The 24,849-nt window shown below is 56.1% G+C and carries 21 protein-coding genes and 1 pseudogene; 12 read left to right on the forward strand and 10 right to left on the reverse strand.

Annotation, left to right across the window (positions count from 1 at the left end; all coding sequences use genetic code 11):
* Positions 1 to 121 precede the first annotated feature (121 nt).
* From ACOTX2_RS00210 to ACOTX2_RS00220, 3 genes are all read left to right on the forward strand, one after another.
* Positions 122 to 1,102 carry a GlxA family transcriptional regulator gene (locus ACOTX2_RS00210; RefSeq protein WP_063147825.1) on the forward strand — a complete coding sequence of 327 codons (981 nt, stop codon included), beginning with the start codon at positions 122 to 124 and terminating at the stop codon, positions 1,100 to 1,102.
* Between the two features lie 78 nt (positions 1,103 to 1,180).
* Complete coding sequence (gene gap / locus ACOTX2_RS00215; protein ID WP_023306461.1) at positions 1,181 to 2,191, forward strand: type I glyceraldehyde-3-phosphate dehydrogenase; 1,011 nt, start codon at positions 1,181 to 1,183, stop codon at positions 2,189 to 2,191.
* A gap of 213 nt (positions 2,192 to 2,404) precedes the next feature.
* A complete protein-coding gene (locus ACOTX2_RS00220; RefSeq protein ID WP_045623225.1) occupies positions 2,405 to 4,087 on the forward strand; it encodes an alpha,alpha-trehalase in 1,683 nt (560 codons plus the stop codon).
* 72 nt (positions 4,088 to 4,159) lie between these two features.
* Here ACOTX2_RS00220 and ACOTX2_RS00225 read toward each other — a convergent pair whose 3' ends face one another.
* Positions 4,160 to 6,262 (reverse strand): TonB-dependent siderophore receptor, encoded by a 2,103-nt coding sequence (locus ACOTX2_RS00225; RefSeq protein WP_063147824.1) that lies wholly within the window; start codon positions 6,260 to 6,262, stop codon positions 4,160 to 4,162.
* A 160-nt stretch (positions 6,263 to 6,422) separates the two neighbouring features.
* Here ACOTX2_RS00225 and ycgR point away from each other — a divergent pair, with 160 nt between their 5' ends.
* Positions 6,423 to 7,154: a flagellar brake protein YcgR gene (gene ycgR / locus ACOTX2_RS00230; RefSeq protein ID WP_022648423.1), complete on the forward strand. Its 732-nt coding sequence runs from the start codon at positions 6,423 to 6,425 to the stop codon at positions 7,152 to 7,154.
* Between the two features lie 37 nt (positions 7,155 to 7,191).
* Here ycgR and emtA read toward each other — a convergent pair whose 3' ends face one another.
* The gene (emtA, locus tag ACOTX2_RS00235; protein WP_022648424.1) at positions 7,192 to 7,803 is read right to left on the reverse strand and encodes a membrane-bound lytic murein transglycosylase EmtA; all 612 of its coding nucleotides are present in this window, start codon (positions 7,801 to 7,803) and stop codon (positions 7,192 to 7,194) included.
* 107 nt (positions 7,804 to 7,910) lie between these two features.
* On the opposite strand from emtA, the gene ldcA reads away from it, so the two are divergent.
* Positions 7,911 to 8,825, forward strand: coding sequence for a muramoyltetrapeptide carboxypeptidase (gene ldcA, locus ACOTX2_RS00240; protein WP_063147823.1), 915 nt, complete (start codon positions 7,911 to 7,913; stop codon positions 8,823 to 8,825).
* Positions 8,826 to 8,922: 97 nt separating this feature from the next.
* Positions 8,923 to 10,590 (forward strand): annotated as a pseudogene (locus ACOTX2_RS00245) (potassium/proton antiporter); the annotation flags it as partial.
* A gap of 160 nt (positions 10,591 to 10,750) precedes the next feature.
* Here the strand turns inward: ACOTX2_RS00245 and dadX are convergent.
* Together dadX and ACOTX2_RS00255 are read right to left on the reverse strand one after the other, a co-directional pair.
* Positions 10,751 to 11,821: a catabolic alanine racemase DadX gene (gene dadX / locus ACOTX2_RS00250; protein WP_022648427.1), complete on the reverse strand. Its 1,071-nt coding sequence runs from the start codon at positions 11,819 to 11,821 to the stop codon at positions 10,751 to 10,753.
* A gap of 9 nt (positions 11,822 to 11,830) precedes the next feature.
* Positions 11,831 to 13,129 (reverse strand): D-amino acid dehydrogenase, encoded by a 1,299-nt coding sequence (locus ACOTX2_RS00255; protein ID WP_063147822.1) that lies wholly within the window; start codon positions 13,127 to 13,129, stop codon positions 11,831 to 11,833.
* Positions 13,130 to 13,450: 321 nt separating this feature from the next.
* On the opposite strand from ACOTX2_RS00255, the gene ACOTX2_RS00260 reads away from it, so the two are divergent.
* Positions 13,451 to 14,983: a SpoVR family protein gene (locus tag ACOTX2_RS00260; RefSeq protein WP_048966754.1), complete on the forward strand. Its 1,533-nt coding sequence runs from the start codon at positions 13,451 to 13,453 to the stop codon at positions 14,981 to 14,983.
* 112 nt (positions 14,984 to 15,095) lie between these two features.
* Here ACOTX2_RS00260 and fadR read toward each other — a convergent pair whose 3' ends face one another.
* Positions 15,096 to 15,815 (reverse strand): fatty acid metabolism transcriptional regulator FadR, encoded by a 720-nt coding sequence (fadR, locus tag ACOTX2_RS00265; protein ID WP_003859951.1) that lies wholly within the window; start codon positions 15,813 to 15,815, stop codon positions 15,096 to 15,098.
* Between the two features lie 202 nt (positions 15,816 to 16,017).
* Between fadR and nhaB the strand changes: the two genes are divergently transcribed.
* On the forward strand, positions 16,018 to 17,556 hold the full coding sequence (gene nhaB / locus ACOTX2_RS00270; protein ID WP_023306467.1) for a Na(+)/H(+) antiporter NhaB: 1,539 nt from the start codon (positions 16,018 to 16,020) through the stop codon (positions 17,554 to 17,556).
* Positions 17,557 to 17,602: 46 nt separating this feature from the next.
* Positions 17,603 to 18,133 (forward strand): disulfide bond formation protein DsbB, encoded by a 531-nt coding sequence (gene dsbB / locus ACOTX2_RS00275; RefSeq protein WP_032622423.1) that lies wholly within the window; start codon positions 17,603 to 17,605, stop codon positions 18,131 to 18,133.
* 99 nt (positions 18,134 to 18,232) lie between these two features.
* Here dsbB and ACOTX2_RS00280 read toward each other — a convergent pair whose 3' ends face one another.
* The 3 genes from ACOTX2_RS00280 to ACOTX2_RS00290 form a co-directional block, all read right to left on the reverse strand.
* A complete protein-coding gene (locus ACOTX2_RS00280; RefSeq protein ID WP_022648432.1) occupies positions 18,233 to 18,673 on the reverse strand; it encodes a YcgN family cysteine cluster protein in 441 nt (146 codons plus the stop codon).
* Positions 18,674 to 18,766: 93 nt separating this feature from the next.
* Entirely contained in the window at positions 18,767 to 19,426 is a 660-nt protein-coding gene (locus ACOTX2_RS00285; protein ID WP_022648433.1) for a fumarylacetoacetate hydrolase family protein, read from the reverse strand.
* Positions 19,427 to 19,473: 47 nt separating this feature from the next.
* Positions 19,474 to 19,749 carry a YcgL domain-containing protein gene (locus tag ACOTX2_RS00290; protein WP_006810982.1) on the reverse strand — a complete coding sequence of 92 codons (276 nt, stop codon included), beginning with the start codon at positions 19,747 to 19,749 and terminating at the stop codon, positions 19,474 to 19,476.
* 123 nt (positions 19,750 to 19,872) lie between these two features.
* Here ACOTX2_RS00290 and minC point away from each other — a divergent pair, with 123 nt between their 5' ends.
* Genes minC through minE form a run of 3 tightly spaced genes read left to right on the forward strand, consistent with a single transcriptional unit; the run spans position 19,873 to position 21,685 of the window.
* Entirely contained in the window at positions 19,873 to 20,580 is a 708-nt protein-coding gene (gene minC, locus ACOTX2_RS00295) for a septum site-determining protein MinC (RefSeq protein WP_015570311.1), read from the forward strand.
* Positions 20,581 to 20,602: 22 nt separating this feature from the next.
* Complete coding sequence (minD, locus tag ACOTX2_RS00300) at positions 20,603 to 21,415, forward strand: septum site-determining protein MinD (RefSeq protein WP_003859938.1); 813 nt, start codon at positions 20,603 to 20,605, stop codon at positions 21,413 to 21,415.
* Between the two features lie 3 nt (positions 21,416 to 21,418).
* Entirely contained in the window at positions 21,419 to 21,685 is a 267-nt protein-coding gene (gene minE, locus ACOTX2_RS00305; protein ID WP_003859937.1) for a cell division topological specificity factor MinE, read from the forward strand.
* 86 nt (positions 21,686 to 21,771) lie between these two features.
* On the opposite strand, the gene rnd is transcribed toward minE, so the two are convergent.
* Both rnd and fadD read right to left on the reverse strand, forming a co-directional pair.
* On the reverse strand, positions 21,772 to 22,887 hold the full coding sequence (rnd, locus tag ACOTX2_RS00310) for a ribonuclease D (protein WP_421625874.1): 1,116 nt from the start codon (positions 22,885 to 22,887) through the stop codon (positions 21,772 to 21,774).
* An 83-nt stretch (positions 22,888 to 22,970) separates the two neighbouring features.
* The gene (fadD, locus tag ACOTX2_RS00315) at positions 22,971 to 24,656 is read right to left on the reverse strand and encodes a long-chain-fatty-acid--CoA ligase FadD (RefSeq protein ID WP_074136346.1); all 1,686 of its coding nucleotides are present in this window, start codon (positions 24,654 to 24,656) and stop codon (positions 22,971 to 22,973) included.
* Between the last annotated feature and the right edge of the window lie 193 nt (positions 24,657 to 24,849).

A 24,849-nucleotide genomic window follows, 5' to 3' on the forward strand; every position in this document is an offset into this window, starting at 1 on the left:
ACAGGTTAAGTGGGTATCAAAATATGTGCCGTTGCAGGCATCGGGGTTGACCAGAACCGTGCTCGGTAACGGTCAACGTCCTCCACTTGACTTATATTGTAAGAAAGGTACTTTTCATGACATGAAGAAGATCCTGATAATCGTTCCTGATGGTGGCATGTTGTTTGAAGCCGCCGGTATAGCTGACATTCTGATGCAGGCCAACCGTCTGCACCCGGACGGTCTGGCGCAGCCCCGCTACCGCATCATTATTGCCACTACCCAGCCTCACCTGGTGATCCATGGCCAGTCCGGCTTAAATCTGCTGGCGGACTATCGCCTGCCGGAGCTGGATCCGCGCGAGCCGCTGGACACGATTATCATCACCGGCCGTGGCATGAATGAGCAGGAAAGCACTGCGGTGGTGGACTGGCTGCACCTGGCCGCGCCGCATGCGCGACGCGTCGCCTCTGTCTGCGGCGGGGCCCTGCTGCTGGCACAGGCCGGACTTCTCGATGGGCGCCGGGCAACGACCCACTGGCGGCTTCTGGAAACGTTGAAAACCCGCTATCCTGCGGTCAACGTTGAGGGCGGCCCGCTCTATGTTCAGGATGGTCCCGTCTGGACATCCGGCGGCGTCAGTTCCGGGTTTGATCTGACGCTGGCGCTGGTGGAGGATGATTACGGCTTCACCCTCGCCCGCAACGTGGCGCAGGATATGGTGATGTACCTGCGCCGGCCTGGCGGCCAACTACAGTTCAGCCGCTATAATCTGGAGCAGTCCGCCGCGACCGGACCGGTTAGCGAACTGCAAAGCTGGATCCTGCAAAACCTCACCGCAGATTTGTGCGTCGAAAGGCTGGCCGAACGGGTCGCCATGAGTCCGCGCAATTTCACCCGCGTGTTCACGCGTGACGTCGGTGTACCTCCGGCCCGTTATGTCACCGAAGCCCGCCTGGCCGCCGCACGACAGCTTCTGGAGCAGACCCCGTATCCGCTTGAGGTCATTGCCGAAAAAAGCGGGTTTGGGACCAGCATCAACCTGCGCCGCGTTTTTGAAAAGCAGCTTCATCTCACGCCGGGCGAATATCGCCAGCGTTTCCACTGCCGCAGAATGGCGTAATCTGATCCTTTTTTGTCATTTACGCCAACCGACCTGACACCTACAGTAACTCCAGACAACACAGATAAGGAGTGCATCATGGTTAAGGTCGGTATTAACGGTTTCGGCCGTATCGGACGTAATGTCCTGCGCGCGGCGCTGGGCAATCCGGATCTCCAGATTGTGGCCATTAACGATCTGACGGACAGTAAAACCCTCGCCCATCTGCTGAAATATGACTCTCTGCTCGGCACGCTACCGGTACCTGTGGAAGCGGCGGACGGCGCGCTACAGGTTGACGGGCAACGCATCACCGTATTCAGTGAACGCGACCCGGCAAACATTCCGTGGAAAGACGCTGACGTTGAGGTGGTAATAGAAGCCACCGGTTTCTTCACCGAACGTGATAAAGCGGCGGTGCATATCACGAGCGGCGGCGCAAAACGCGTCATTATTTCCGCCCCGGCTAAAAATGATGATCTTACGGTGGTAATGGGCGTGAACCACACGCTGTACGATCCGGCCCAGCATTTTGTGGTCAGTAACGGGAGTTGCACCACTAACGGTCTGGCGCCAGCGGCGCAGGTGCTGCACCAGCAGTTTGGCATTGAACACGGGCTGATGAACACCACGCATGCCTACACCAACAGCCAGGCGCTGCATGACCAGCCAGAAAAAGATCTGCGCGGCGCGCGTGCGGCAGCATTATCGATTGTGCCTTATTCCAGCGGCGCGGCAAAAGCGCTCGGGAAAGTAATCCCCGAACTGGACGGTAAACTCACCGGGTATTCCCTGCGCGTGCCGGTGCCAGTGGTGTCGATTGTCGATCTGACGGTGACGCTGAGCCGCAACGTGACCGCCGAAGAGGTGAATGACGCGTTCCGTCAGGCTGCCGGTAGCGGGCCGCTGAAAGGCATCCTGGGCTACAGCGATGAACCGCTTGTCTCCAGTGATTATCAGGGCGACCCGCGCTCATCCATTATCGACGGGCTTTCAACGCTGGTGATTGGCGGGAATATGGTGAAGATCCTGTCGTGGTATGACAACGAGTGGGGCTTCTCAAACCGTCTGGTGGATTTGGCGGTGCTGATGGATAAAAAAGGGTTGTAGGGCTTAAGCCGGGTGGCGTGAAGCTTACCCGGCCTTTCCGTGGTGTGGTTAAAAATTAAGTAATCCAACCCTGGTGTAGTGAAAGCGCACCCGAATTATCTGGTTATGCGAAAAATGGGACATTCAACACGCGAAGTTATCGATATTCGTCTAAGGTTTTCAGGTAATTGACAACAGCGGTCACGCTGCTCAGCGAAGACAGGAGACGAACCGATGATAAGACCTCGCGCACGACGCCCCGCTTTTTTACCCCTTGCGTTGGCAGGCGCACTACTCGGTGTTACCGCATTTGGTTATGCTGAAGACCAGCCAACGAGCCAGCAAAGCTCACCTGATATTCTTCTTGGCCCCCTCTTTAATGACGTTCAGAGCGCCAAACTGTTCCCGGATCAGAAAACCTTCGCGGATGCCGTTCCCAAAAGCGACCCGCTGATGATCCTGGCGGATTACCGGATGCAGCATACCCAGTCCGGTTTTGACCTGCGTCACTTCGTGGAGATGAACTTTATCCTGCCGAAGGAGGGTGAGAAATATGTTCCCCCTGAGGGCCAGAGCCTGCGCGAACACATAGACGATCTGTGGCCTGTGCTGACCCGCACCACCGACAAAGCGAACAAATGGGACTCCCTCCTGCCTCTGCCAAAACCCTATGTCGTGCCGGGAGGACGCTTCCGCGAAGTCTATTACTGGGACAGCTATTTCACCATGCTGGGGCTGGCCGAGAGCGGCCACTGGGATAAGATCGGCGACATGGTGGACAACTTCGCATACGAGCTTGATACCTGGGGCCATATCCCTAACGGTAACCGCAGTTACTACCTGAGCCGCTCTCAGCCGCCTTTCTTTTCTTTGATGGTGGAACTGTTGGCCACGCATGACAGCGACGCGTTGAAGAAATACCGTCCGCAGATGGAGAAGGAGTATGCCTACTGGATGGAGGGGGCTGATGGGCTCCAGCCTGGTCAGGCAAACAAACGCGTAGTGAAGCTGGATGACGGCTCCCTCCTCAACCGCTACTGGGACGATCTGGACACGCCACGCCCTGAGTCGTGGCTGGATGACGTGACCACCGCCAAAAATAACCCTAACCGTCCGGCCACCGAGATTTACCGTGATCTGCGCTCTGCCGCGGCCTCGGGCTGGGATTTCAGCTCCCGCTGGATGGACGATCCCCAGAAGCTGGGTACCATCCGCACCACCAGCATCGTGCCGGTGGATCTGAATGCGCTGATGTTTAAGATGGAAAAACTGCTGGCCCGTGCCAGCCAGGAAGACGGGGATACCGCAAGCGCAAGTAAATATGACGCGCTGGCCTCCGCACGTCAGAAAGCCATGGAGAGCCACCTGTGGAACGATAAAGAGGGCTGGTATGCGGATTACGATCTGAAAACCAGGAAGGTGCGTAATCAGCTGACTGCCGCGGCCCTCTTCCCGCTGTATGTGAAGGCCGCATCACAGGATCGCGCCGATAAAGTGGCCGCAGCCGCATCGTCGCGCCTGCTGAAACCGGGCGGTATTTCTACCACCACCATCAACAGCGGGCAGCAGTGGGATGCGCCGAACGGCTGGGCGCCGTTGCAGTGGGTAGCGGTGGAAGGGTTGCAGAACTATGGTCAGCAGAAAGTGGCGATGGACGTGACCTGGCGTTTCCTGAAAAACGTTCAGCATACCTACGATCGCGAGAAGAAACTGGTTGAGAAGTACGATGTCTCTTCGACAGGTACCGGCGGTGGCGGCGGTGAGTATCCGTTGCAGGACGGTTTCGGCTGGAGTAACGGTGTGACGCTCAGGATGCTGGACATGGTCTGCCCGAAAGAGAAGCCGTGCGACAGCGTACCGGAGAATCAGTCTGCGGCAAACGATGATGTTGCACCTGCTAAACAGGCGGCGCAGTAGCGCCCCTCACCCTAACCCTCTCCCCAAAGGGGCGAGGGGACTGTTCAGTGCGGTAGCGCCACCGGGCTTTTTTCAGAAGCTGTAGCTCGCCCCGACCTGGAAGGTGCGGTCGCGGCCTATCCAGCAGTTGGTCGCGTCATAGCAGGTGAGCGTCTCTTTGTTGGTGACGTTCTGCGCGCTCGCTTTCAGCGTCAGCCCCTCCAGCGATGGCGCCAGTTCGCCCATGCGGTAAGATGCCGCCAGATCGTACTGCGTCGTACCGCCCAGCTTGCCTGCGTCATTGGCTGGCGAGATCTCCATCGGCCCGGTGTAGCGTGCACCAGCCCCCAGCGTTAACCCTCTCAGCGGCGTGCTGTCAAAGGTGTAATCTCCCCACAGATTAAAGGCGTTCTCAGGGACCTGCGTCGGTCGTTTGCCCTGGTACTTGTCATCTTCGGTATTGATGGCGTGGGTGTAGGCATAATTAGCAATTAGCGTCAGGTTATCCGTTGGACGACTAATAGCGGAAAGCTCCGCGCCTTTCGATTCCACTTCCCCGGTCTGTCGGTAGTTGAGGAAGCCCGGATCGCTGGTCACCACATTTTTCTGACGAATGTTAAACACCGAGGCGGTGAAGGTAGTTGCATATTCCGCCAGCAGATATTTCACCCCACCCTCCACCTGCTTACTGGTGGTGGGCTTAACGTCTTTCGCGGTCAGCGTACCCTGCGGCGATACCGGTGCGAAACCTTCCGAATAGCTGATAAACGGCGAGAGACCATTTTCGAAGGCATAAAGCGCCCCCAGTCGTTTGGTGAGGCGATCCTGCGATACCCAGGCTTTGTCACCGTTTTGCAGATAGTTGGTGGTGACGGAACGGTAGTCGTCAAAGCGCAGGCTGGCCAGCACGTTAAGCCCGCCAAACGCAATCTGATCCTGAAGGTAATAGCCATTCTGCTGATAGCCGAGACGGTTTTTCTGCGCGGTTTCAAGCCCCAGCGCATCGTTATCGATCTGCGAGTGATCCGGATTGCGCATATCGATACCCGGTGTGGACGAGGCGTAACGATAATGGAAGTGAGAGTTCAGCTTCTGGTAGTCAAAGCCCGCCAGCAGATGATGTTGCCAGTCCCCCAGCGCGACGGTTCGGGTAACCTGATTATCAATGTTGAAGCTCTGCAAATCTTCATCCGTGGTATAGGCGAAGCGGTTAAGCTGGTAGACCTCGCTGCCCGTCCCGGTGGAATAGGCGCTGCGCTGGTGGGTATCCACGTCAAAGTAGCGCGCTTTCTGGTTAAAGCCCCAGCCACTGTCAAACTCATGTTCAAAGCTGTAGCCCAGCATCCACTGGCGCTGTTTGAAGCCGCTCCACTCATCCCCGGCATAGTCACGACGATCGGCGTATTTAGACCGCAGATAGCTTAGCGGCATCGGATCAGACGGCGTCAGGCTCGGCGTATTTTGCGCCAGCGCGTCAATGGTCAGGCGCGTTTTGTCATCCGGCTGCCAGGTAACGGAGGGGGCCACCAGATAGTTTTCATAGCGCGTGGTGTGCGCCTGTTCGTCACTTTCCGTCGCTTTGCCCAGCAGACGATAGTTCCAGTCGCTGTTCGCGATCTGCCCCGTGGAATCCAGGTACCCCTCTTTCAGATTGCGGTTTCCGGTATTAAAGCCCAGTTCCGTTTTCGCCTCTTTCTGCGGCTTTTTACTCTGAATATTGACCAGCCCACCCGGGGAGCCGCCGCCATACAGCACGGATGACGGCCCCTTCAGGATATCGACGCTCTCAATCAGCAGCGGATCGATTCGCGCTTTGGTGTTCCCGGTGACGTTATAGGGAAGTTGCAGGCCGTTGTAGAACTCCTGATCGACGTTGAACCCGCGGATTTTGTACTCGCTCATGTAAGAGGTGCTCCCGCGCACCTCCGTGGAAACGCCCGGCGCATAGCGCAGGATCTCGTTTACCGAACTGGCGTGCCGCTGCTCAATCTCTTTAGCGGCGATGGTGTTGATCACCTGCGGCGTTTTACTTTCCGCGACGGCTGATTTCGTGGCGCTATTGGTCCAGGCAGGGAGCGCGCTGCCCTGCTCTGTACCGGTTACCACGATGGTGGGTTCTTCTGCGAAAGCCTGTGTCTGTAATGCCAGCGTAACGGCGCCTGCCAACGCGCATAACGCAAAACGTGAGGTGCTCATAGTGTCGTCTTATTATTAGATGATATTGGGAACGACAATTATTATCATTTTTATTACCGAATCAATATCAGCGGAGAAAAACAGATCGTTTGTATTAAGTTTCATGCCAGCGTGCCGATAACCCAGAGACAGTCTGTCATCTATCGAGGAGCCATCTGGCGTGAGTAGCTACAGTGAGCAGTTCCTGAAACAAAATCCGCTGGCTGTATTAGGGGTGTTACGCGACCTGAAAAAGGGCGAGGTGCCGCTGCGCATCAACTGGTCAACCAGCCAGTTTATCAGCAAGATCCTGGACGTGACGGCAGAACACCTGATCGTGGATCTGGGTAGCCAGAGCGATGAAAACCGTGCCGCGCTACAGGCAGAAAACCTCTCGGTGATGGCCGAAACGCAGGGGGCTAAAGTTGAGTTTATACTGCCTCGCCTGACCACGATCGTGTACCAGGGTTTGCCTGCGTTTATCACCCCCCTGCCCGCTAATCTCTGGTTCGTGCAGCGCCGCGAGTATTTTCGCATCAGCGCCCCGCTTCACCCGGCCTACTTCTGTAAGGCGAAAATGCCGGACAAAAAAGAGATCCGCTTTCGTCTCTTCGACCTGTCGCTGGGCGGCATGGGAGCGTTGATGGATATGCCGAAGCCGGAAGGGCTGGTGGAAGGTATGCGTTTTAGTCAGATCGAGCTGGATATGGGCGGATGGGGACGCTTCTGGTTTGACGCCCAGCTGATTGCCATCAGCGAGCGCAAGGTGGTGGACGGCAAAAACGAAACCATTACCACGCCGCGATTGAGTTTTCGCTTTCTGAATGTCGGGCCAGGCGCCGAGCGCGAACTACAGCGCATCATTTTTTCACTGGAGCGTGAAGCGCGGGAACGCGCGAATAAAGTGCGCTGAAAGGCGTCGGGCAGCGTGCTGCCGCCCGACAAAGACGTTACATGGCGTCCATTGCTTTCTGTACTTTCCAGATATAACGTGGAGCCTGTGCTGACGGATGATTCTTCACAACGTGTTCGAAGAATTCATCTTTATCCATATCGTTAATCTCTTCTATCGCCTCTTTGCGATCGGATGAGAAGGTTCGGAGCAGCGCGCCAGCTCCGTTAACGTACGACACCACCAGCGCATATTGCATCACTTCCGGATCGTCAATCCCCTTCAGAATGCCATGCTCCAGGATGCTCAGGTAAGCGGTTCCCATAGAGATATTACGTTCCGGGTTTTTCAGCTCGCTGGTGGATGGCTGTCCCTTCCAGCCCATGTAGCGATAGACCTCTCTTCCCGCCGTAGAGGCTTTTAACTGCATCAGCCCCACCGCATTCGATTTACTCACCAGCGTCGGGTTACCGCCGGACTCCACGGCGATGATCGCGGTGATCAGGCGCGGGCTCACGCCCCAGGCCTTCCCGGCTTGTTCGCTGATCGGCATCCACTGCATGGCCCGCTTTACCGGGACTTCAGGATTCCAGGGGGGATTTTTATAATCATGTTTTGAACTACAGCCAGCGAGCAACACAATCAAAAAAGCAAACCATCTCAATTTCACGTCATCTATCCTTATAGCCGGTCATCGCGGTACGTCGCCCCTTGAAGCAGGCGGCGTATAAGCGGCATGATATAGACAATTAGATTCTCATTCAGCAAGGAATTGCCATGCCTCAGTTTCATCTCATCGCACCGTCGGGCTACTGCATCAACCAGGAGGCGGCACAGCGGGGCGTTCAGCGCCTGCTGGAAATGGGCCATCAGGTAGAAAATCAGACAATTATCCCCCGCCGCATGCAGCGTTTTGCCGGTACGGAGGCGCAGAGACTGAGCGATATCAACAGCCTGGCGACGCTGGAAGGTGAAAACACTATTGTGCTGGCCGTGCGCGGCGGCTATGGCGCAAGCCGGCTGCTGGAGAGCATCGACTGGGCCGGGCTGGCCGCACGCCAGCAGCAGGATCCGCTGTTAATCTGCGGACACAGCGATTTCACGGCGATCCAGCTCGGCCTGCTGGCGTTGCATAACGTCATTACCTTTAGCGGCCCGATGCTGGCCGGCAACTTTGGTGCGCCGGAGCTGGATGCGTTTACGCAGGACCATTTCTGGCGCGCCCTGCAAAACCCGACGTTTACCGTCGCGTGGCAAGGCAACGGACCGCACTGGGAATGTGAAGGGCAGCTGTGGGGCGGAAACCTCGCGATGCTGGTATCGCTGATTGGGACACCGTGGCTGCCGCAGATCGAGGACGGCATTCTGGTGCTGGAAGATATCAACGAACACCCGTTCCGCGTCGAACGCATGCTGTTACAGCTTTATCACGCCGGGATCCTGGATCGGCAGTCGGCCATTGTGCTGGGCAGTTTCAGCGGGTCAGCCCCCAACGATTACGACGCGGGCTACACGCTGGAGACGATGGTCGATTTCATTCGTTCCCGGCTGGATATTCCGGTGATCGCCGGTCTGAATTTCGGCCATGAGCAGCAAACCGTTACCTTGCCACTGGGTGCCCGGGCGCACCTTGCACACGGTAATTCAGGCAGTCGGTTAACAATCAGCGGTCATCCGGTCTTAAAGGCATAAAAAAGCCGTTATTCCCCCTCAATAAAACGCAGATACAGTTGTTAATATGTTAGGGTTTTAATAACAGCGTTCACATTGAGGTGGGAGTAAGACGACATTGAGTGCCACAGCGATAATCAGTCTTTTCATTCTGGGTTCCATCCTGGTAACCTTCAGCATTTTATTAAGTTCATTTTCATCGCGCCTTGGCATACCTATTCTTGTCATTTTCCTGGCTATCGGCATGCTGGCGGGGGTTGACGGAATCGGCGGTATCCCCTTCGATAATTACCCTTTCGCCTATATGGTAAGTAACCTCGCGCTGGCGGTGATCTTGCTGGACGGCGGCATGCGCACCCAGGCAAGTTCGTTTCGCGTTGCCTTAGGCCCGGCGCTGTCTCTGGCTACCGTCGGCGTGCTAATCACCTCCGGCCTGACCGGTATGATGGCAGCCTGGCTGTTTAACCTCGATATGATGGAAGGCCTGCTTATTGGCGCGATTGTCGGCTCTACCGATGCGGCGGCGGTGTTCTCGCTGCTCGGCGGCAAGGGGCTGAACGAGCGCGTTGGCTCCACGCTTGAGATTGAATCCGGCAGCAACGATCCGATGGCGGTGTTCCTGACCATCACCCTGATTGAGATGATCCAGCAGCACGAAACTGGCCTGAGCTGGATGTTCGCCTGGCACATCCTCCAGCAGTTTGGCCTCGGGATTATCATTGGTCTCGGCGGCGGTTACCTGTTACAGCAGACAATCAACCGTATTACGCTGCCTTCCGGCCTTTACCCGCTGCTGGCCCTGAGCGGCGGGATCCTGATCTTTGCCGTCACCACCGCGCTGGACGGCAGCGGTATTCTGGCGGTTTACCTCTGTGGATTCCTGCTGGGCAACCGACCGATTCGTAACCGTTATGCGATACTGCAAAACTTTGACGGGCTGGCCTGGCTGGCACAGATCGCCATGTTCCTGGTGCTGGGCCTGCTGGTGACGCCTTCCGACCTGCTGCCTATCGTCGTGCCAGCGCTGCTTTTGTCGGCCTGGATGATCTTCATCGCCCGTCCGCTGTCGGTGTTTGCCGGGCTGCTGCCGTTCCGCGGGTTTAACCTGCGTGAGCGGATATTTATCAGTTGGGTGGGGCTGCGCGGCGCGGTGCCGATTATCCTGGCGGTTTTCCCGATGATGGCCGGACTAGACAACGCTCGTCTGTTCTTCAACGTCGCCTTCTTCGTGGTGCTGGTATCGCTGCTGTTCCAGGGGACGTCGCTGGGCTGGGCGGCGAAAAAAGCCAAAGTGGTGGTACCGCCCGTTGGCTGGCCGGTCTCCCGCGTGGGGCTGGATATTCACCCAGACAACCCGTGGGAACAGTTTGTCTATCAGTTAAGCGCCGATAAGTGGTGCGTGGGTGCTTCGTTACGCGATCTGCATATGCCCGCTGAAACGCGTATTGCCGCCCTGTTCCGGGATAACGCCCTGCTTCACCCGACCGGCAGCACGCGGCTGCGAGAGAACGATATCCTCTGCGTGATTGGCCGCGAGCGCGACCTGCCTGCCCTTGGCAAGCTGTTCAGCCAGTCGCCCCCGGTGGCGCTGGATCAGCGTTTCTTCGGCGATTTTATCCTCGAAGCCAGCGCCCGCTTTGCGGATGTGGCGCTGATTTATGGCCTGGAGGGAGGACTGGAGAATCGCGATAACCAGCAAACACTGGGCGAGATTATTCAGCAATTATTAGGGGCTGCACCGGTCGTCGGTGACCAGGTGGAGTTTGCCGGGATGGTCTGGACGGTGGCCGAGAAAGAGGATAACGCGGTGCGCAAAGTCGGCGTAAGGCCGATGGAGGAGGAGGAGGAGTAGCTGCTTTTTTGCCGGGTGGCGCTAACGCTTACCCGGCCTACGTTCGGGCTTTTGTAGGCCGGGTAAGGCGAAGCCGCCACTCGGCACACACATGTTACACCGTCACAACAGGCACTCTTGACGCCAGCGCGCACATCAGTTCATACCCGACAGTGCCCGCCGCAGCGGCCACATCATCAATTTTAACCTCGTTGCCCCACAGCTCAACCGGTGAGCCGATCCCCGCCTGAGGACATGGCGTCAAATCAATAGCCAACATGTCCATTGAGACGGTGCCTACCGTGCCCGTACGCACGCCATCGACCCACACCGGCGTGCCGCTCGGGGCGATGCGCGGATAACCATCTGCATAGCCCCCCGCCACGATACCGATACGCTGTTCGCCCGCTGCCCGATAGCGGCTGCCATAGCCCACCGTATCGCCCGCTTTCAGGGTTTGCACGCCGATAATTTCGCTTCGTAACGTCATCACCGGCTTCAGGCCGCTGTTGGCGATATCCTGCCACTGACCTGAGGGTGACGCGCCGTACAGAACGATCCCCGGGCGCACCCAGTTGTAATGCGCCTCGGGATGCCAGAGCGTTGCCGCTGAGTTCGACAGCGAGCGCGGACAGTCCAGCCCTTCTGCCGCCTGCTCAATGCGGACCATAGCATCGGCAATGCCGTCCGGCTTTTCCGCATCGGCAAAATGCGCCATCAGCGTCATCTCACCGACGTTTTTCAGCGCACGAAGCTGCTGCCAGACCGTGTGCACACGTTCAGGCTGGAAGCCCAGACGATTCATACCGCTGTTCACTTTGAGATAGATATCCAGCGGGGCATGCAGCTTCGCGTCCTGAATGGCCTTGATCTGCCAGTTACTGTGAACGCTGGTCGTCAGGCGGTACTTATCCAGCAGAGGCAGATCTTGCGCATGGAAGAATCCTTCCAGCAGCAGGATCGGTCCTTTCCAGCCGCGCTCACGCAGCAGGATGGCCTCTTCCAGATTCAGCAAGGCAAAACCGTCGGTGGCGCCGAGCGCACTCCAGATACGGTCGATACCATGACCGTAGGCGTTGGCTTTCACCACCGACCAGACACGAGAACCCGGCGCAGCACGACGAACAATTTGCAGGTTATCCTTCAGCGCCTGCAAATCCAGCTGGGCCAGAATGGGACGGGACATGACGACTCCTTAATTATGCGCGCCGTGCAGGTGTTGTGGACGCGAGGGGGTAAACCCTGATTGATAGCGTGCGGCGCTTAAATCGTCAAACGGAATTGCCGGCGTCCGCCCGGAAATCAGGTCGCTAAGCAGCTGGCCCGAACCGCAGGCCATGGTCCAGCCAAGCGTACCGTGGCCGGTATTTGTCCACAGATTTTTGTAAGGCGTACGGCCCACAATCGGCGTGCCGTCCGGGGTCATTGGACGCAGGCCGGTCCAGAACGTCGCCTGCTCAATGAAACCGCCGCGCGGGAAGAGATCGCCGACGACCATCTCCAGCGTTTCACGACGTGGTTTGAGCAGTTCGGTATTGAAGCCCACGATTTCCGCCATGCCGCCGACGCGGATCCGGTTATCGAAACGGGTGATGGCGATTTTGTAAGTTTCATCAAGAATGGTTGATACTGGCGCGCCGCTGTCCTCTTTCACGGGAATGGTCAGGGAGTAGCCTTTCAGCGGATAGACCGGAATATCCAGGATCCCTTTCAGCATCGCGGTAGAATAGGATCCGAACGCCATCACGTAAGCATCGGCTTTGATCACCTCTTCTCCACACTTCACGCCGTATATCTTCTCCCCTTCCGACAGCAGCTTGTCGACAGAGGTGTTGAAGCGGAATTTCACCCCGGCCTGCTCACACATGCGCGCCAGACGCTGGGTGAAAAGCTGGCAGTCGCCGGTTTCATCGTTCGGTAAACGCAGGCCGCCCGTCAGCTTGTGCGCGACCTCGGCAAGTGCTGGCTCCACCTGGGCAAGTTGGCTGGCTTCCAGCAGCTGATAGGGTACGCCCGCATCTTCAAGCACGGCGATATCGCGGGTCGCGTTTTCGTACTGTTGCGCGGTACGGAACAGCTGAAGTGTGCCGCCCTGGCGCCCTTCATATTCGATCCCCGTTGAGGAACGCAGCGCTTTCAGGCAATCGCGGCTGTATTCTGCGAGGCGCACCATGCGCCCTTTGTTTTCCATGTAGTGGCGGGTGTCGCAGTTGCGCAGCATCTGCCACAGCCACTTAAGCTGGAACTGTGTGCCGTCAAGGCTTATCGCCAGCGGCGCATGTCGCTGAAACATCCATTTGATCGCCTTCAGCGGAACGCCCGGGGCCGCCCACGGCGCAGCGTAGCCCGGGGAGATCTGCCCCGCATTCGCCGCACTGGTTTCCAGCGCCGGACCGGATTCGCGATCGATAACGGTAACCTCATGTCCCGCCTGACTTAAATACCAGGCGCTGGTTACGCCAACGACACCACTTCCCAGTATGACAACACGCATAGCCACTCCATTATGAGCAAAAGAACAATCATCTAATTACAGATTGATAACCTAGCTGAAAATATTATTCAACATATGACTTTTTTATGGTGACTCAACTCACATATCCCGCTGTATCAGGGGATAGCGCTTATTTGGGATCTCCTGCTGCGCGTTATTTTTAACCAGTAGAAAATTCTGCGAGCACCGCTTTTTTTGCCGTATCGAAAACGGGAAATCGCAAAGAAAAAATTTCTGCGCCCCGCGTATTTGAATGGGGTGATCTATGCTTGAAAGGAGGCTCTCCAGTCAGAGAGAGCGACCAACAACGAGGGCGCGCTAATGGCTACACTAGATTCCATGTCAAGGGACAGCACCCGTCTGAGCGATGGACCCGACTGGACCTTCGAGTTGCTGGATGTCTACCTGGCGGAGATCGACCGGGTGGCCAAACTCTATCGTCTGGACACCTATCCCCATCAGATTGAAGTCATCACCTCGGAACAGATGATGGACGCTTACTCCAGCGTCGGGATGCCGATTAACTATCCGCACTGGTCGTTTGGTAAAAAATTCATTGAAACGGAGCGACTGTATAAGCACGGACAGCAGGGGCTGGCGTATGAAATCGTTATTAACTCTAACCCGTGTATTGCCTATCTGATGGAGGAGAACACCATTACCATGCAGGCGCTGGTGATGGCGCACGCCTGCTATGGACATAACTCGTTCTTCAAAAATAACTATCTTTTCCGCAGCTGGACGGACGCCAGCTCCATCGTCGATTACCTGATCTTCGCCCGCAAATACATTACCGACTGCGAAGAGCGCTACGGCGTGGACGAGGTAGAGAAGCTACTGGACTCCTGCCACGCGCTGATGAATTACGGCGTTGACCGCTATAAGCGTCCGCAGAAGATCTCATTGCAGGAAGAGAAAGCCCGGCAGAAGAGCCGCGAGGAGTATCTGCAAAGCCAGGTGAATATGCTGTGGCGCACCCTGCCGAAACGTGAGGAGGAGAAAACCGTCGCCGAGGCGCGTCGTTACCCTTCCGAGCCGCAGGAAAACCTGCTCTACTTTATGGAGAAGAACGCCCCACTGCTGGAGCCGTGGCAGCGTGAGATCTTGCGCATCGTGCGCAAGGTGAGCCAGTATTTCTATCCTCAGAAGCAGACCCAGGTGATGAACGAAGGCTGGGCGACCTTCTGGCACTACACCATTCTTAACCACCTGTATGACGAAGGAAAAGTCACCGAGCGGTTTATGATGGAGTTTTTGCACAGCCACACCAACGTGGTATTCCAGCCAGCGTATAACAGCCCGTGGTACAGCGGCATTAACCCGTACGCACTCGGCTTTGCCATGTTCCAGGATATCAAGCGTATCTGCCAGTCGCCCACCGAAGAGGACAAATACTGGTTCCCGGATATTGCCGGTTCTGACTGGCTGGAAACGCTGCACTTCGCGATGCGTGATTTTAAGGATGAGAGCTTTATCAGCCAGTTCATGTCGCCGAAGATCATGCGTGATTTCCGCTTCTTCACCGTACTGGATGATGACCGCAACAACTACCTGGAGATCTCTGCGATCCACAACGAAGAGGGCTATCGTGAGATCCGCTCGCGCCTGTCGTCTCAGTACAACCTGAGCAATCTTGAACCGAACATTCAGGTCTGGAATGTGGATCTGCGCGGTGACCGCTCTTTGACGCTGCGCTATATCCCTCACAACCGCGCGCCGCTGGATAAGGGGCGTAAGGAAGTGCTGAAGCATGTGCATCGCCTGTGGGGATTTGACGTGTCGCTGGAGCAGCAGAATGAAGATGGCAGCGTGGAGCTGCTGGAGCGGTGTCCGGCGCGAATGAATACGCTGTAGTGCGTTTTAGCCGGGTGGCGGCTACGCCTTACCCGGCCTACGGGTTTTGTAGGCCCGGTAAGCGAAGCGCCACCGGGCGAAAAAAATCCTCTCAATAGAGAGGTTTTTTCTTTTACCGGCCCTGAATCGCCAGATCGCCCGGCAGGGTTTTCTGCATTCGGTGCCAGATTTCACCGGAGTCGTGGCCATAACGACGCACCGTTTCATAGACCTGATCGTGCAGCCCTTCGGTGCAGAGCTTGCTCAGTTTATGGTAGAAGCCGAGCGCCAGGCTGCGGGCTTCAGGGTTGGCAAAGTAGTGACGACCAATGCGTGTATATAACCCTTTCATTCCATTCAGGATCAGACCGTAAACCGGATTGCCGGAAGCAAACGCCAGACCGCGGAACACGTTGTAGTCGAGGGTCGCAAAGGCGTCCGCGTGGTCTTCCACCTCATTGGCGGTGGCAAGTACCTTCAGCGCATCTTCAGGATGCTGACGAAACGCGGTGCGGATGAAAATGGTAGCGATGTTGGTGCGCACCGAAAGCAGATTGTCAATCAGCTGCGGTACGCTTTCGTGATCGAGACGCGCCAGCGTTTCCAGAATATTCAGCCCGGACGTTTCCCAGAAGTTATTCACCTTAGTGGGTTTGCCATGCTGTATCGTCAACCAGCCATCGCGCGCCAGACGCTGGAGCACTTCTCGCAGCGTGGTACGGGTGACGCCAATCAGTTCAGAGAGTTCGCGTTCAGCAGGTAGAATTGATCCCGCAGGGAAACGATTATTCCAGATGCTTTCAATGATGTACTCTTCCGCGAAACCCGCCGGGCTCTGCGCCTTAATGACCATAGTGAGATTTCCATTACACAGCTTTAGCAAATTGCACTCATCATACCAGAGGCGCGCAGAGGCAGATAGCGCAGCAGAGACAGAAAAGAGGGATCGCCGTTTCATTTTTATGAAATTTACAAAATGGCTTTATCCCCCTCTCCGCCGCCGTTTTTGCGTATACTGATGTCTTGTCTTATTTGACGGGGAAAGGACGTCTGTCGTGGAAATTTCATTTGGGCGCGCGCTGTGGCGCAACTTTTTAGGTCAGTCACCTGACTGGTACAAACTCACTCTACTGGTATTCCTGGTCGTTAATCCCGTTATCTTTTTGCTGGATCCCTTCGTTGCCGGGTGGATGTTGGTCGCCGAGTTTATCTTTACCCTGGCGATGGCATTGAAGTGCTATCCGCTGTTGCCCGGCGGGCTGCTGGCGCTGGAAGCCGTGATCATTGGAATGACCAGCGCGGAGCATGTTAAAAACGAGATTGCGTCGAATCTTGAAGTCCTGCTACTGCTGATCTTCATGGTGGCGGGGATCTACTTTATGAAGCAGCTTCTGCTGTTTATCTTCACCCGTCTGCTGCTGAGCATTCCGTCGAAAACGCTGCTCTCGCTGGCGTTTTGCCTCGCCGCGGCTTTCCTCTCTGCCTTCCTGGATGCGCTGACGGTTGTGGCGGTGGTGATCAGCGTCGCCGTCGGCTTTTACGGTATTTACCACCGGGTCGCCTCGTCTCGTCCTGGCGATAACTTACAGGACGACAGCCACGTTGAGGCGCACAACCGCGATGTGCTCGAGCAGTTCCGCGCGTTTCTGCGCAGCCTGATGATGCATGCGGGCGTGGGGACGGCGCTGGGCGGCGTGATGACAATGGTTGGAGAGCCGCAAAACCTGATTATCGCCAAAGCGGCTGAGTGGCATTTTGGCGAATTTTTCCTGCGCATGGCGCCGGTCAGCGTGCCCGTTTTGATCTGCGGCTTAGCGACCTGCGTGCTGGTCGAAAAATTCAACCTTTTTGGGTATGGCGCGAAGTTGCCCGATCAGGTCCGTCAGGAGCTGCATAAGTTTGACGAGCAGAGCCGCAAACAACGCACGCGCCAGGAGACGCTGCGCCTGATTGCACAGGGCATCATCGGCGTGTGGCTTATCGCTGCGCTGGCCTTCCACCTTGCCGAGGTGGGGCTGATTGGTCTGTCGGTAATTATTCTGGCAACCAGCCTGAGCGGCGTCACGGACGAACATGCTATCGGAAAAGCCTTTACCGAAGCGCTGCCGTTTACCGCCCTGCTGGCGGTGTTTTTCGCCGTCGTGGCGGTGATTATTGACCAACATCTGTTCGCGCCAATCATCGCGTTTGTGCTTCAGGCCACGCCAGATTCGCAGCTAACGCTGTTCTATTTGTTTAACGGTCTGTTGTCTTCTATATCCGATAACGTCTTTGTCGGGACGGTATACATCAATGAGGCTAAAGCCGCGATGGAGCAAGGGATTGTCAGCAGTGAACAGTTCGAGCTGCTGGCGGTGGCGATCAACACTGGAACCAACCTCCCCTCCGTGGCAACCCCGAACGGTCAGGCGGCCTTCCTCTTCCTGCTGACCTCGGCGCTGGCGCCACTCATACGACTTTCTTATGGAAGAATGGTCTGGATGGCGCTGCCGTACACGCTGGTGCTTACCCTTGTTGGTTTGCTGTGCATCAAAATTACTCTCGTTCCCTGTACGCAATGGTTGTTGCAAGCAGGTATACTTGCGGCGCATTAAAATTCGTTTACACTGCGCTGTCTAAGCATGTTCCAGGGAAATGATTATGTTGCGATTTTTGAACCAGTGCTCACGCGGTCGCGGAGCGTGGTTGTTGATGGCCCTGACCGCCTTTGCGCTGGAAATGGTCGCGCTGTGGTTTCAGCATGTGATGGGGCTGAAACCTTGCGTCCTGTGTATTTATGAGCGTTGTGCGCTGTTCGGCATTATGGGCGCAGGTCTGGTAGGTGCGATTGCACCTAAAACACCGTTACGCTATGCCGCAATTGCCATCTGGCTGTACAGCGCCGGGAAAGGGATTGCGCTTGCCTGGGAGCACACCCAGATGCAGCTTCACCCGTCGCCGTTTATGACCTGCGACTTTGCGGCCCGCTTCCCGAGCTGGCTGCCGCTGGATAAATGGCTGCCGCAGGTGTTTGTGGCCTCCGGTGACTGCTCTGTACGCCAGTGGGAGTTTCTGACGCTGGAGATGCCGCAGTGGCTGGTGGGCATTTTTGTCGCCTACTTCGTGGTAGCGCTGCTGGTGCTGATTGCCCAGCCGTTCAAGCCAAAGAAACGCGATCTTTTTGGAAGGTAAAAGCAAAACGGCAACGTCAGTTTTGTAGGTCGGGTAAGCGCAGCGCCACCCGACAAAATTGCGCACAATAAAAAACCCGCCTCGGCGGGTTTTTTATTATCACCGATTAGGATGATTCATAATGTGGTCTTCCCAGTCCTGCACCTCGGACTCTTTCACCGCAATGTGGCGCACGGAAATACGCTCGCCGTGCATCGCCGCTTTCGACCCCGTCAACAGCGGATGCCATGTGGGCAGATCTTTACCTTCCGCCAGCAGGCGATACGCGCAGGTATGCGGCAGCCACTCAAAGGTCGGCAGATTTTCACGGGTTAACTTGATGCAGTCCGGCTCATAGTCGAAACGGCGCTCGTAGTTGCGGCACTGGCAGGTTTTGATGTTTAACTGCTTGCAGGCTACGTTGGTGAAATAGATCTCATCCGAATCTTCATCCATCAGCTTATGCAGGCAGCACTGCCCACAGCCGTCACACAACGATTCCCACTCCGCGTCGGTCATGTCGTCGAGAGTTTTGCTTTGCCAGAAAGGAATGTCGTTCATCGGGATGTCCACACGTCAAAATAGAGCGCACCTTATAACGAGTCTGGCACGTTGATGCAAGTTTTGCCGCCCTTTTCAGGCGGCAAGGTGCTTTTACAGCACGCGGGTTTTCAGCGACAGGCCGTTAAAACTGACGTCCAGCTCGTCGCCACTGTGCAGCGGCCCCACACCTTCCGGAGTGCCGGTAAGGATCACGTCGCCGGGTTTCAGGGTGAAGAAGCGGCTCATGTAGGCAATCAGCGGAACGATCTTATGGATCATGTCAGCGGTCGTCCCCTGCTGGCGGATCTCGCCGTTGACCTTCAGGCTGAGGGGCGTATTCTGCGGATCGTCGGTAAATTCACTCACCGGAACGAAACCGGAAATCGGGCATGAATTGTCAAAGCCCTTGGCTTTTTCCCACGGCTGCCCCGCTTTCTTCATTTTGCTCTGGACGTCGCGCAGGGTCAGGTCGAGCGCGACACCGTAACCCGCAATCGCTTTCTCTACATGCTCTTCGGTCGCCTGGCGCAGCGTCGCGCCGATCAGCACCGCCAGCTCCACTTCATGATGCACCGAGCCCAGCCCCTGCGGCAGAACCAGCGGCTGGCGAATATCGCACAGTGCAGTTTCTGGCTTAATAAACAGAACCGGCTCATCCGGCACGGCGCTGCCCATCTCCTGAATATGTTTTGCATAGTTGCTGCCCACGCAGATCACTTTGCTGACGGGATAATCCAGTAATGCACCTTGCCAGTTATGATGTTGATACATGGTCGACCCCTAATCGGTTGATGAGTTGTTCCCGGAATGACCCGGGCTTATTTCTTTCCGCTCACCTCAAGATGCTGTTTTAATAAATTCTCCGGTGGCGGCGGAAGCTGTAAATAATAGCCCTGCTCGGTTAACGCCTTTTTGACTTTCTCCAGATCGGCGTTCACCAGCTTCTTACGGCCGTCCAGCGGCAGCAGCATCGCCAGTTGCGGTCGGCCAAAGCTTTTCATTAATTCCTCAGGCACGCGGGAAAAATCGTCTTTCTTTTCGACATAAAGGTAGGTCTGGTCGCGGCTGGTACTTCTGTAGATCACACAAAACATGTTTTTACTCTGAATTAATGGGTGGTTGCTTGCCTCAATATACTCCTGACTATAACATGCCTGATACTCTTCGGAATATCGCGGCGATGTGTTGCGGTTAATAGCAAATTGAGTAAGGCCAGGATGTCAAATACGCCCATCGAGCTTAAAGGCAGTAGCTTCACCTTATCAGTGGTTCATTTGCATGATGCAAAACCCGAGGTTATTCGTCAGGCGTTAGAAGACAAAATCGCGCAGGCTCCCGCTTTTCTTAAGCATGCTCCTGTTGTCGTTAATGTAAGCGACCTTGAGGGGCCGGTTAACTGGAAGCGACTCCAGCAGGCCGTCGTCTCCACGGGGTTGCGCATCGTGGGTATTAGCGGCTGCAAAGACGCAGAGTTAAAAGCCGAAATTGAACGCGCGGGTTTGCCCTTGTTGAACGAGGGCAAAGAAAAAGCCCCGCGTGCAACGCCTGCAACCGTTCCCGCTCCCCCGCCTCCGGCGCAAAATGTAGCCCCAGTCACAAAAACGCGATTGATTGATCTGCCGGTTCGTTCCGGTCAGCGCATTTATGCGCCAAACTGTGATCTGATTGTTACAAGCCACGTCAGTGCGGGCGCAGAACTGATTGCAGACGGCAATATTCACGTTTACGGTATGATGCGTGGGCGTGCGCTTGCGGGCGCCAGCGGCGATCGAGAAGCACAAATTTTTTGTACTCACCTGACGGCAGAATTGGTGTCTATCGCAGGTGAATATTGGCTGAGCGATAAAATCCCAGCCGAATTTTATGGCAAAGCGGCTCGTCTGCAGCTGGCAGATAACGCTTTGACCGTTCAACCGTTAAATTGATCCCTTTTAACAAGGAATTTCTATGGCACGCATTATTGTTGTGACTTCGGGTAAAGGAGGCGTTGGCAAGACCACCTCCAGCGCGGCCATCGCTACTGGTTTGGCCCAGAAGGGAAAGAAAACCGTCGTAATCGACTTCGATATCGGTCTGCGTAACCTGGACCTGATCATGGGTTGCGAGCGTCGCGTGGTGTATGACTTCGTGAACGTCATTCAGGGCGATGCCACGCTTAACCAGGCGCTAATTAAAGATAAGCGTACCGAGAACCTCTACATTCTCCCGGCGTCCCAGACCCGTGATAAAGACGCGCTGACCCGTGAAGGCGTGGAAAAGGTGCTCGACGATCTGAAAAAGATGGAGTTCGACTTCGTGGTCTGCGACTCCCCGGCCGGCATCGAAACCGGCGCGCTGATGGCGCTCTACTTCGCGGATGAAGCCATCATCACTACTAACCCGGAAGTCTCGTCAGTACGTGACTCCGACCGTATTCTCGGCATTCTGGCCTCGAAATCTCGTCGCGCGGAAAATGGCCAGGAGCCGATCAAAGAGCACCTTCTGCTGACCCGCTACAACCCGGGTCGGGTGAACAAAGGTGACATGCTGAGCATGGAAGACGTGCTGGAGATCCTGCGCATCAAACTGGTTGGCGTGATCCCGGAAGATCAGTCCGTATTGCGCGCCTCTAACCAGGGCGAGCCCGTGATCCTGGATACACAGGCAGACGCGGGTAAAGCGTATGCGGATACCGTTGACCGTCTGCTGGGAGAAGAACGTCCTTTCCGCTTCATTGAAGAAGAGAAGAAAGGTTTCCTCAAACGCCTGTTCGGAGGATAAGTTATGGCATTACTGGACTTTTTTCTCTCGCGGAAAAAAAGCACCGCCAACATCGCAAAAGAACGTCTGCAAATCATTGTGGCGGAACGTCGTCGTAGCGACGCCGAACCGCACTACCTGCCGCAGCTGCGCAAAGACATTCTGGAAGTGATCTGCAAATACGTGCAGATTGACCCGGAAATGGTCACCGTTCAGCTGGAGCAAAAAGACGGGGATATTTCGATTCTGGAGCTGAACGTGACGCTTCCGGAAGCGGAAGAGTCACGTTAATCCGTTTGTGGTTTTGTAGGCCGGGCAAGCATCGTACCGCCCGGCAATTTCCCCGGTGGCGCGGCGCTTACCGGGGCTACAATTCTTTAGCGCGGATACCCTTCCAGCAGGGTGTTCAGGCGTTCAGCCATCAGTTTCCCCCGCCATCCGGCGACCAGTTCCGGTAAGCCATTTTGCGGTTTCAACTTCCAGTGCCAGTTCAGCAGCTGGTTAATCTGACGACGTGAAGCCAGCAGCTCGGCGCTCAGTTTGCTTTCCCCCGCCACCGTCTGCACCAGCGCTTTGATATCTTTGAACGCCTTGCGGTAGCCCGGCATATCCATCAGGTTAAGCAGTGGTTCTGGCAGTGCGTCCTCCGGCAGCTGCTGAGCTTTCTCTACCAGCGCGAGCAGCGTTTTACCGTGGAAACGGATCTCACTCCCGGAAAGGCCAATGCTGTCCAGTTCGCCAAGGCTACCCGGCATATAGCGCGCTACCGCCCACAGGTGTTCTTCACGCACCACGAAGTTAACCGCCAGATCGCGCTCACGTGCTTTACGCAGCCGCCAGTCAGCCAGCAGTTGCAGACAGGCCAGTTGACGGGTGCGCAGCTGCCAGGCGTTAGTGATGTCACGCCAGGCCTCTTTCGGATCAACCACTTCCTGACGACGCTGCTGCGTCATGCGGCACTCGTCCAGGGCGGCAGACAGCCAACCGGACGCCTCAGCCTCTTTCATAAGCTGGCCAGCAATCGGCAGCAGGTAGAATACATCTGCCGCGGCGTATTCAAGCTGACGCGCCGTCAGCGGGCGCGCGAGCCAGTCGGTACGCGATTCGCTCTTATCCAGCGTCAGACCGGTGTACTCTTCCACCATCGCCGCGAAGCCCCAGGAGAGCGGACGACCGCTGAACGCCGCGAGGATCTGGGTATCAATCAGCGGCTGCGGCATGATGCCAAAGGTGTTGAGAAAGACTTCCAGATCTTCACTGCCGGCGTGCAGATATTTGGTCACGGCGGTATCAAGCAACAGCTCGCGCATTGGCGCCCAGTCGGTAATGCCGAGGGGGTCAATCAACGACACGTGTTTGCCGTCATACATCTGGATCAGGCCCAGTTGCGGGTAGTACGTGCGGGTACGGACAAATTCCGTATCCAGGGCGATAGCGGGGAAATCACGCGTCACCTCGCACAGCGAAGCCAGCTCGTCGTTGGTAGTGATCATCTGGTAATTCAAATCGGACTCTCTTTTGTTTGCGCCCATAAAAAACGCCGGCTTAACCGGCGTCTGGGCGATTAACGTGAAGCTCAGGCCTTATTGTCCACTTTGGCACGGGCTTCGTCACGTAATTCTCGTCGTAATATCTTCCCGACGTTGGATTTCGGCAGCTCATCGCGGAATTCCACCAGCTTCGGCACTTTATAGCCCGTCAGCTGCCGGCGACAAAACGTTATCAGCACTTCCTCGGTAAGAGAAGGATCTTTCTTGACCACAAATATCTTCACCGCTTCACCACTGCTGCCGGAAGGAACCCCCACCGCTGCCACCTCCAGCACGCCGCTGTGCTGCATCACCACGTCTTCGATTTCGTTCGGATAGACGTTGAAACCGGAAACGAGGATCATGTCTTTCTTGCGATCGACGATACGCAGAAAACCTTCGTCATCCATCACCGCGATGTCGCCGGTGTACAGCCAGCCGTCTTTGATGATCTCATCCGTGGCATCTGGGCGCTGCCAGTAGCCCAGCATCACCTGCGGCCCTCTGACGCACAGCTCGCCCGGTTCGCCGTGAGGCACTTCGTTACCCTCATCGTCCACCAGTTTAGCTTCCGTCGACGGGACCGGCAGACCGATACTGCCGCTGTGGTAGTCGATGTCATGCGGGTTGACGCTGACCAGCGGGGCGCACTCCGTCAGACCATAGCCTTCCAGCAGATACTGTCCGGTGAGTTTTACCCAGCGCTCGGCAACCGCCTGCTGAACCGGCATCCCGCCGCCCGCAGAAAGATGCAGCGTGGAGAAATCGAGCTGCTGGAACTCTTTATTGTTAAGCAGCGCGTTAAACAGGGTGTTCACGCCGGTCATGGCGGTGAACGGGTATTTCGCCAGCTCTTTAACCAGCCCCGGAATGTCGCGCGGGTTGGTGATCAATACGTTTTGACCGCCAAGCTCGATAAACAGCAGGCAGTTCATGGTCAGCGCAAAAATGTGATACAGCGGAAGCGCGGTGATCACAAGCTCCTTGCCCGGGTGCAGCAGTGGCCCGTAGGTGGCGTTCACCTGTTCAAGGTTCGCCAGCATATTACGATGGGTCAGCATCGCCCCTTTAGCCACGCCGGTGGTACCGCCGGTGTATTGCAGGAACGCCAGATCTTCTGACACGATCTCCGGCTTAACGTACTGCATCCGGTAGCCCGCATGCAGCGCGCGGCGGAAGGAGATGGCATCCGGCAGGTGGTATTTCGGCACCAGCCGCTTAACGTATTTCACGACAAAGTTGACCAGCGTACCTTTCGCGGTAGAGAGCTGGTCGCCCATGCGCGTCAGGATGACGTGCTTAACCTGGGTTCTTTCAGCGACTTTTTCCAGCGTGTGGGCAAAGTTGGAGACAATCACAATCGCCGCCGCACCGCTGTCATTCAACTGATGTTCCAGCTCGCGCGGGGTATAGAGCGGGTTAACGTTAACCACGATCATCCCCGCCCTGAGGATCCCGAACAGCGCCACCGGGTATTGCAGCAGGTTTGGCATCATCAGCGCGACGCGATCCCCTTTCTGCAAGCCCAACCCTTCCTGTAAATAGGCCGCAAACGCCCGGCTGCGCTCTTCAAGCTTACGGAAAGTCATCACTTCGCCCATATTCACAAATGCGGGCTGGTCAGCGTAGCGCCGTACCGAGTGTTCAAATAATTCAATCAGGGATTGATAACGGTCAGGATTGATCTCCGCAGGGACATCCGCGGGATAACGGTTAAGCCAAACCTTTTTCAATGCATCACCTCTGAAATGAGTGTTCGTCGTCATCACAGCCCCGATAATAAACAGTTTGTTAACATTATATTAACTCAGCGTACCAGTTTATTAATTGTTCAGATTGCAGGTTGCGAAGCGCGTCACTCTTTTTTTTCGTTTTATCCGTAAAAAAACAGAGACAGCGGCTGAGCCGCTGTCTCTTTCCTAACAA

Source organism: Enterobacter cloacae complex sp. IR5412, from assembly GCF_049237385.1.
In the GTDB taxonomy this organism is placed as follows: Bacteria; Pseudomonadota; Gammaproteobacteria; order Enterobacterales; family Enterobacteriaceae; genus Enterobacter; species Enterobacter intestinihominis.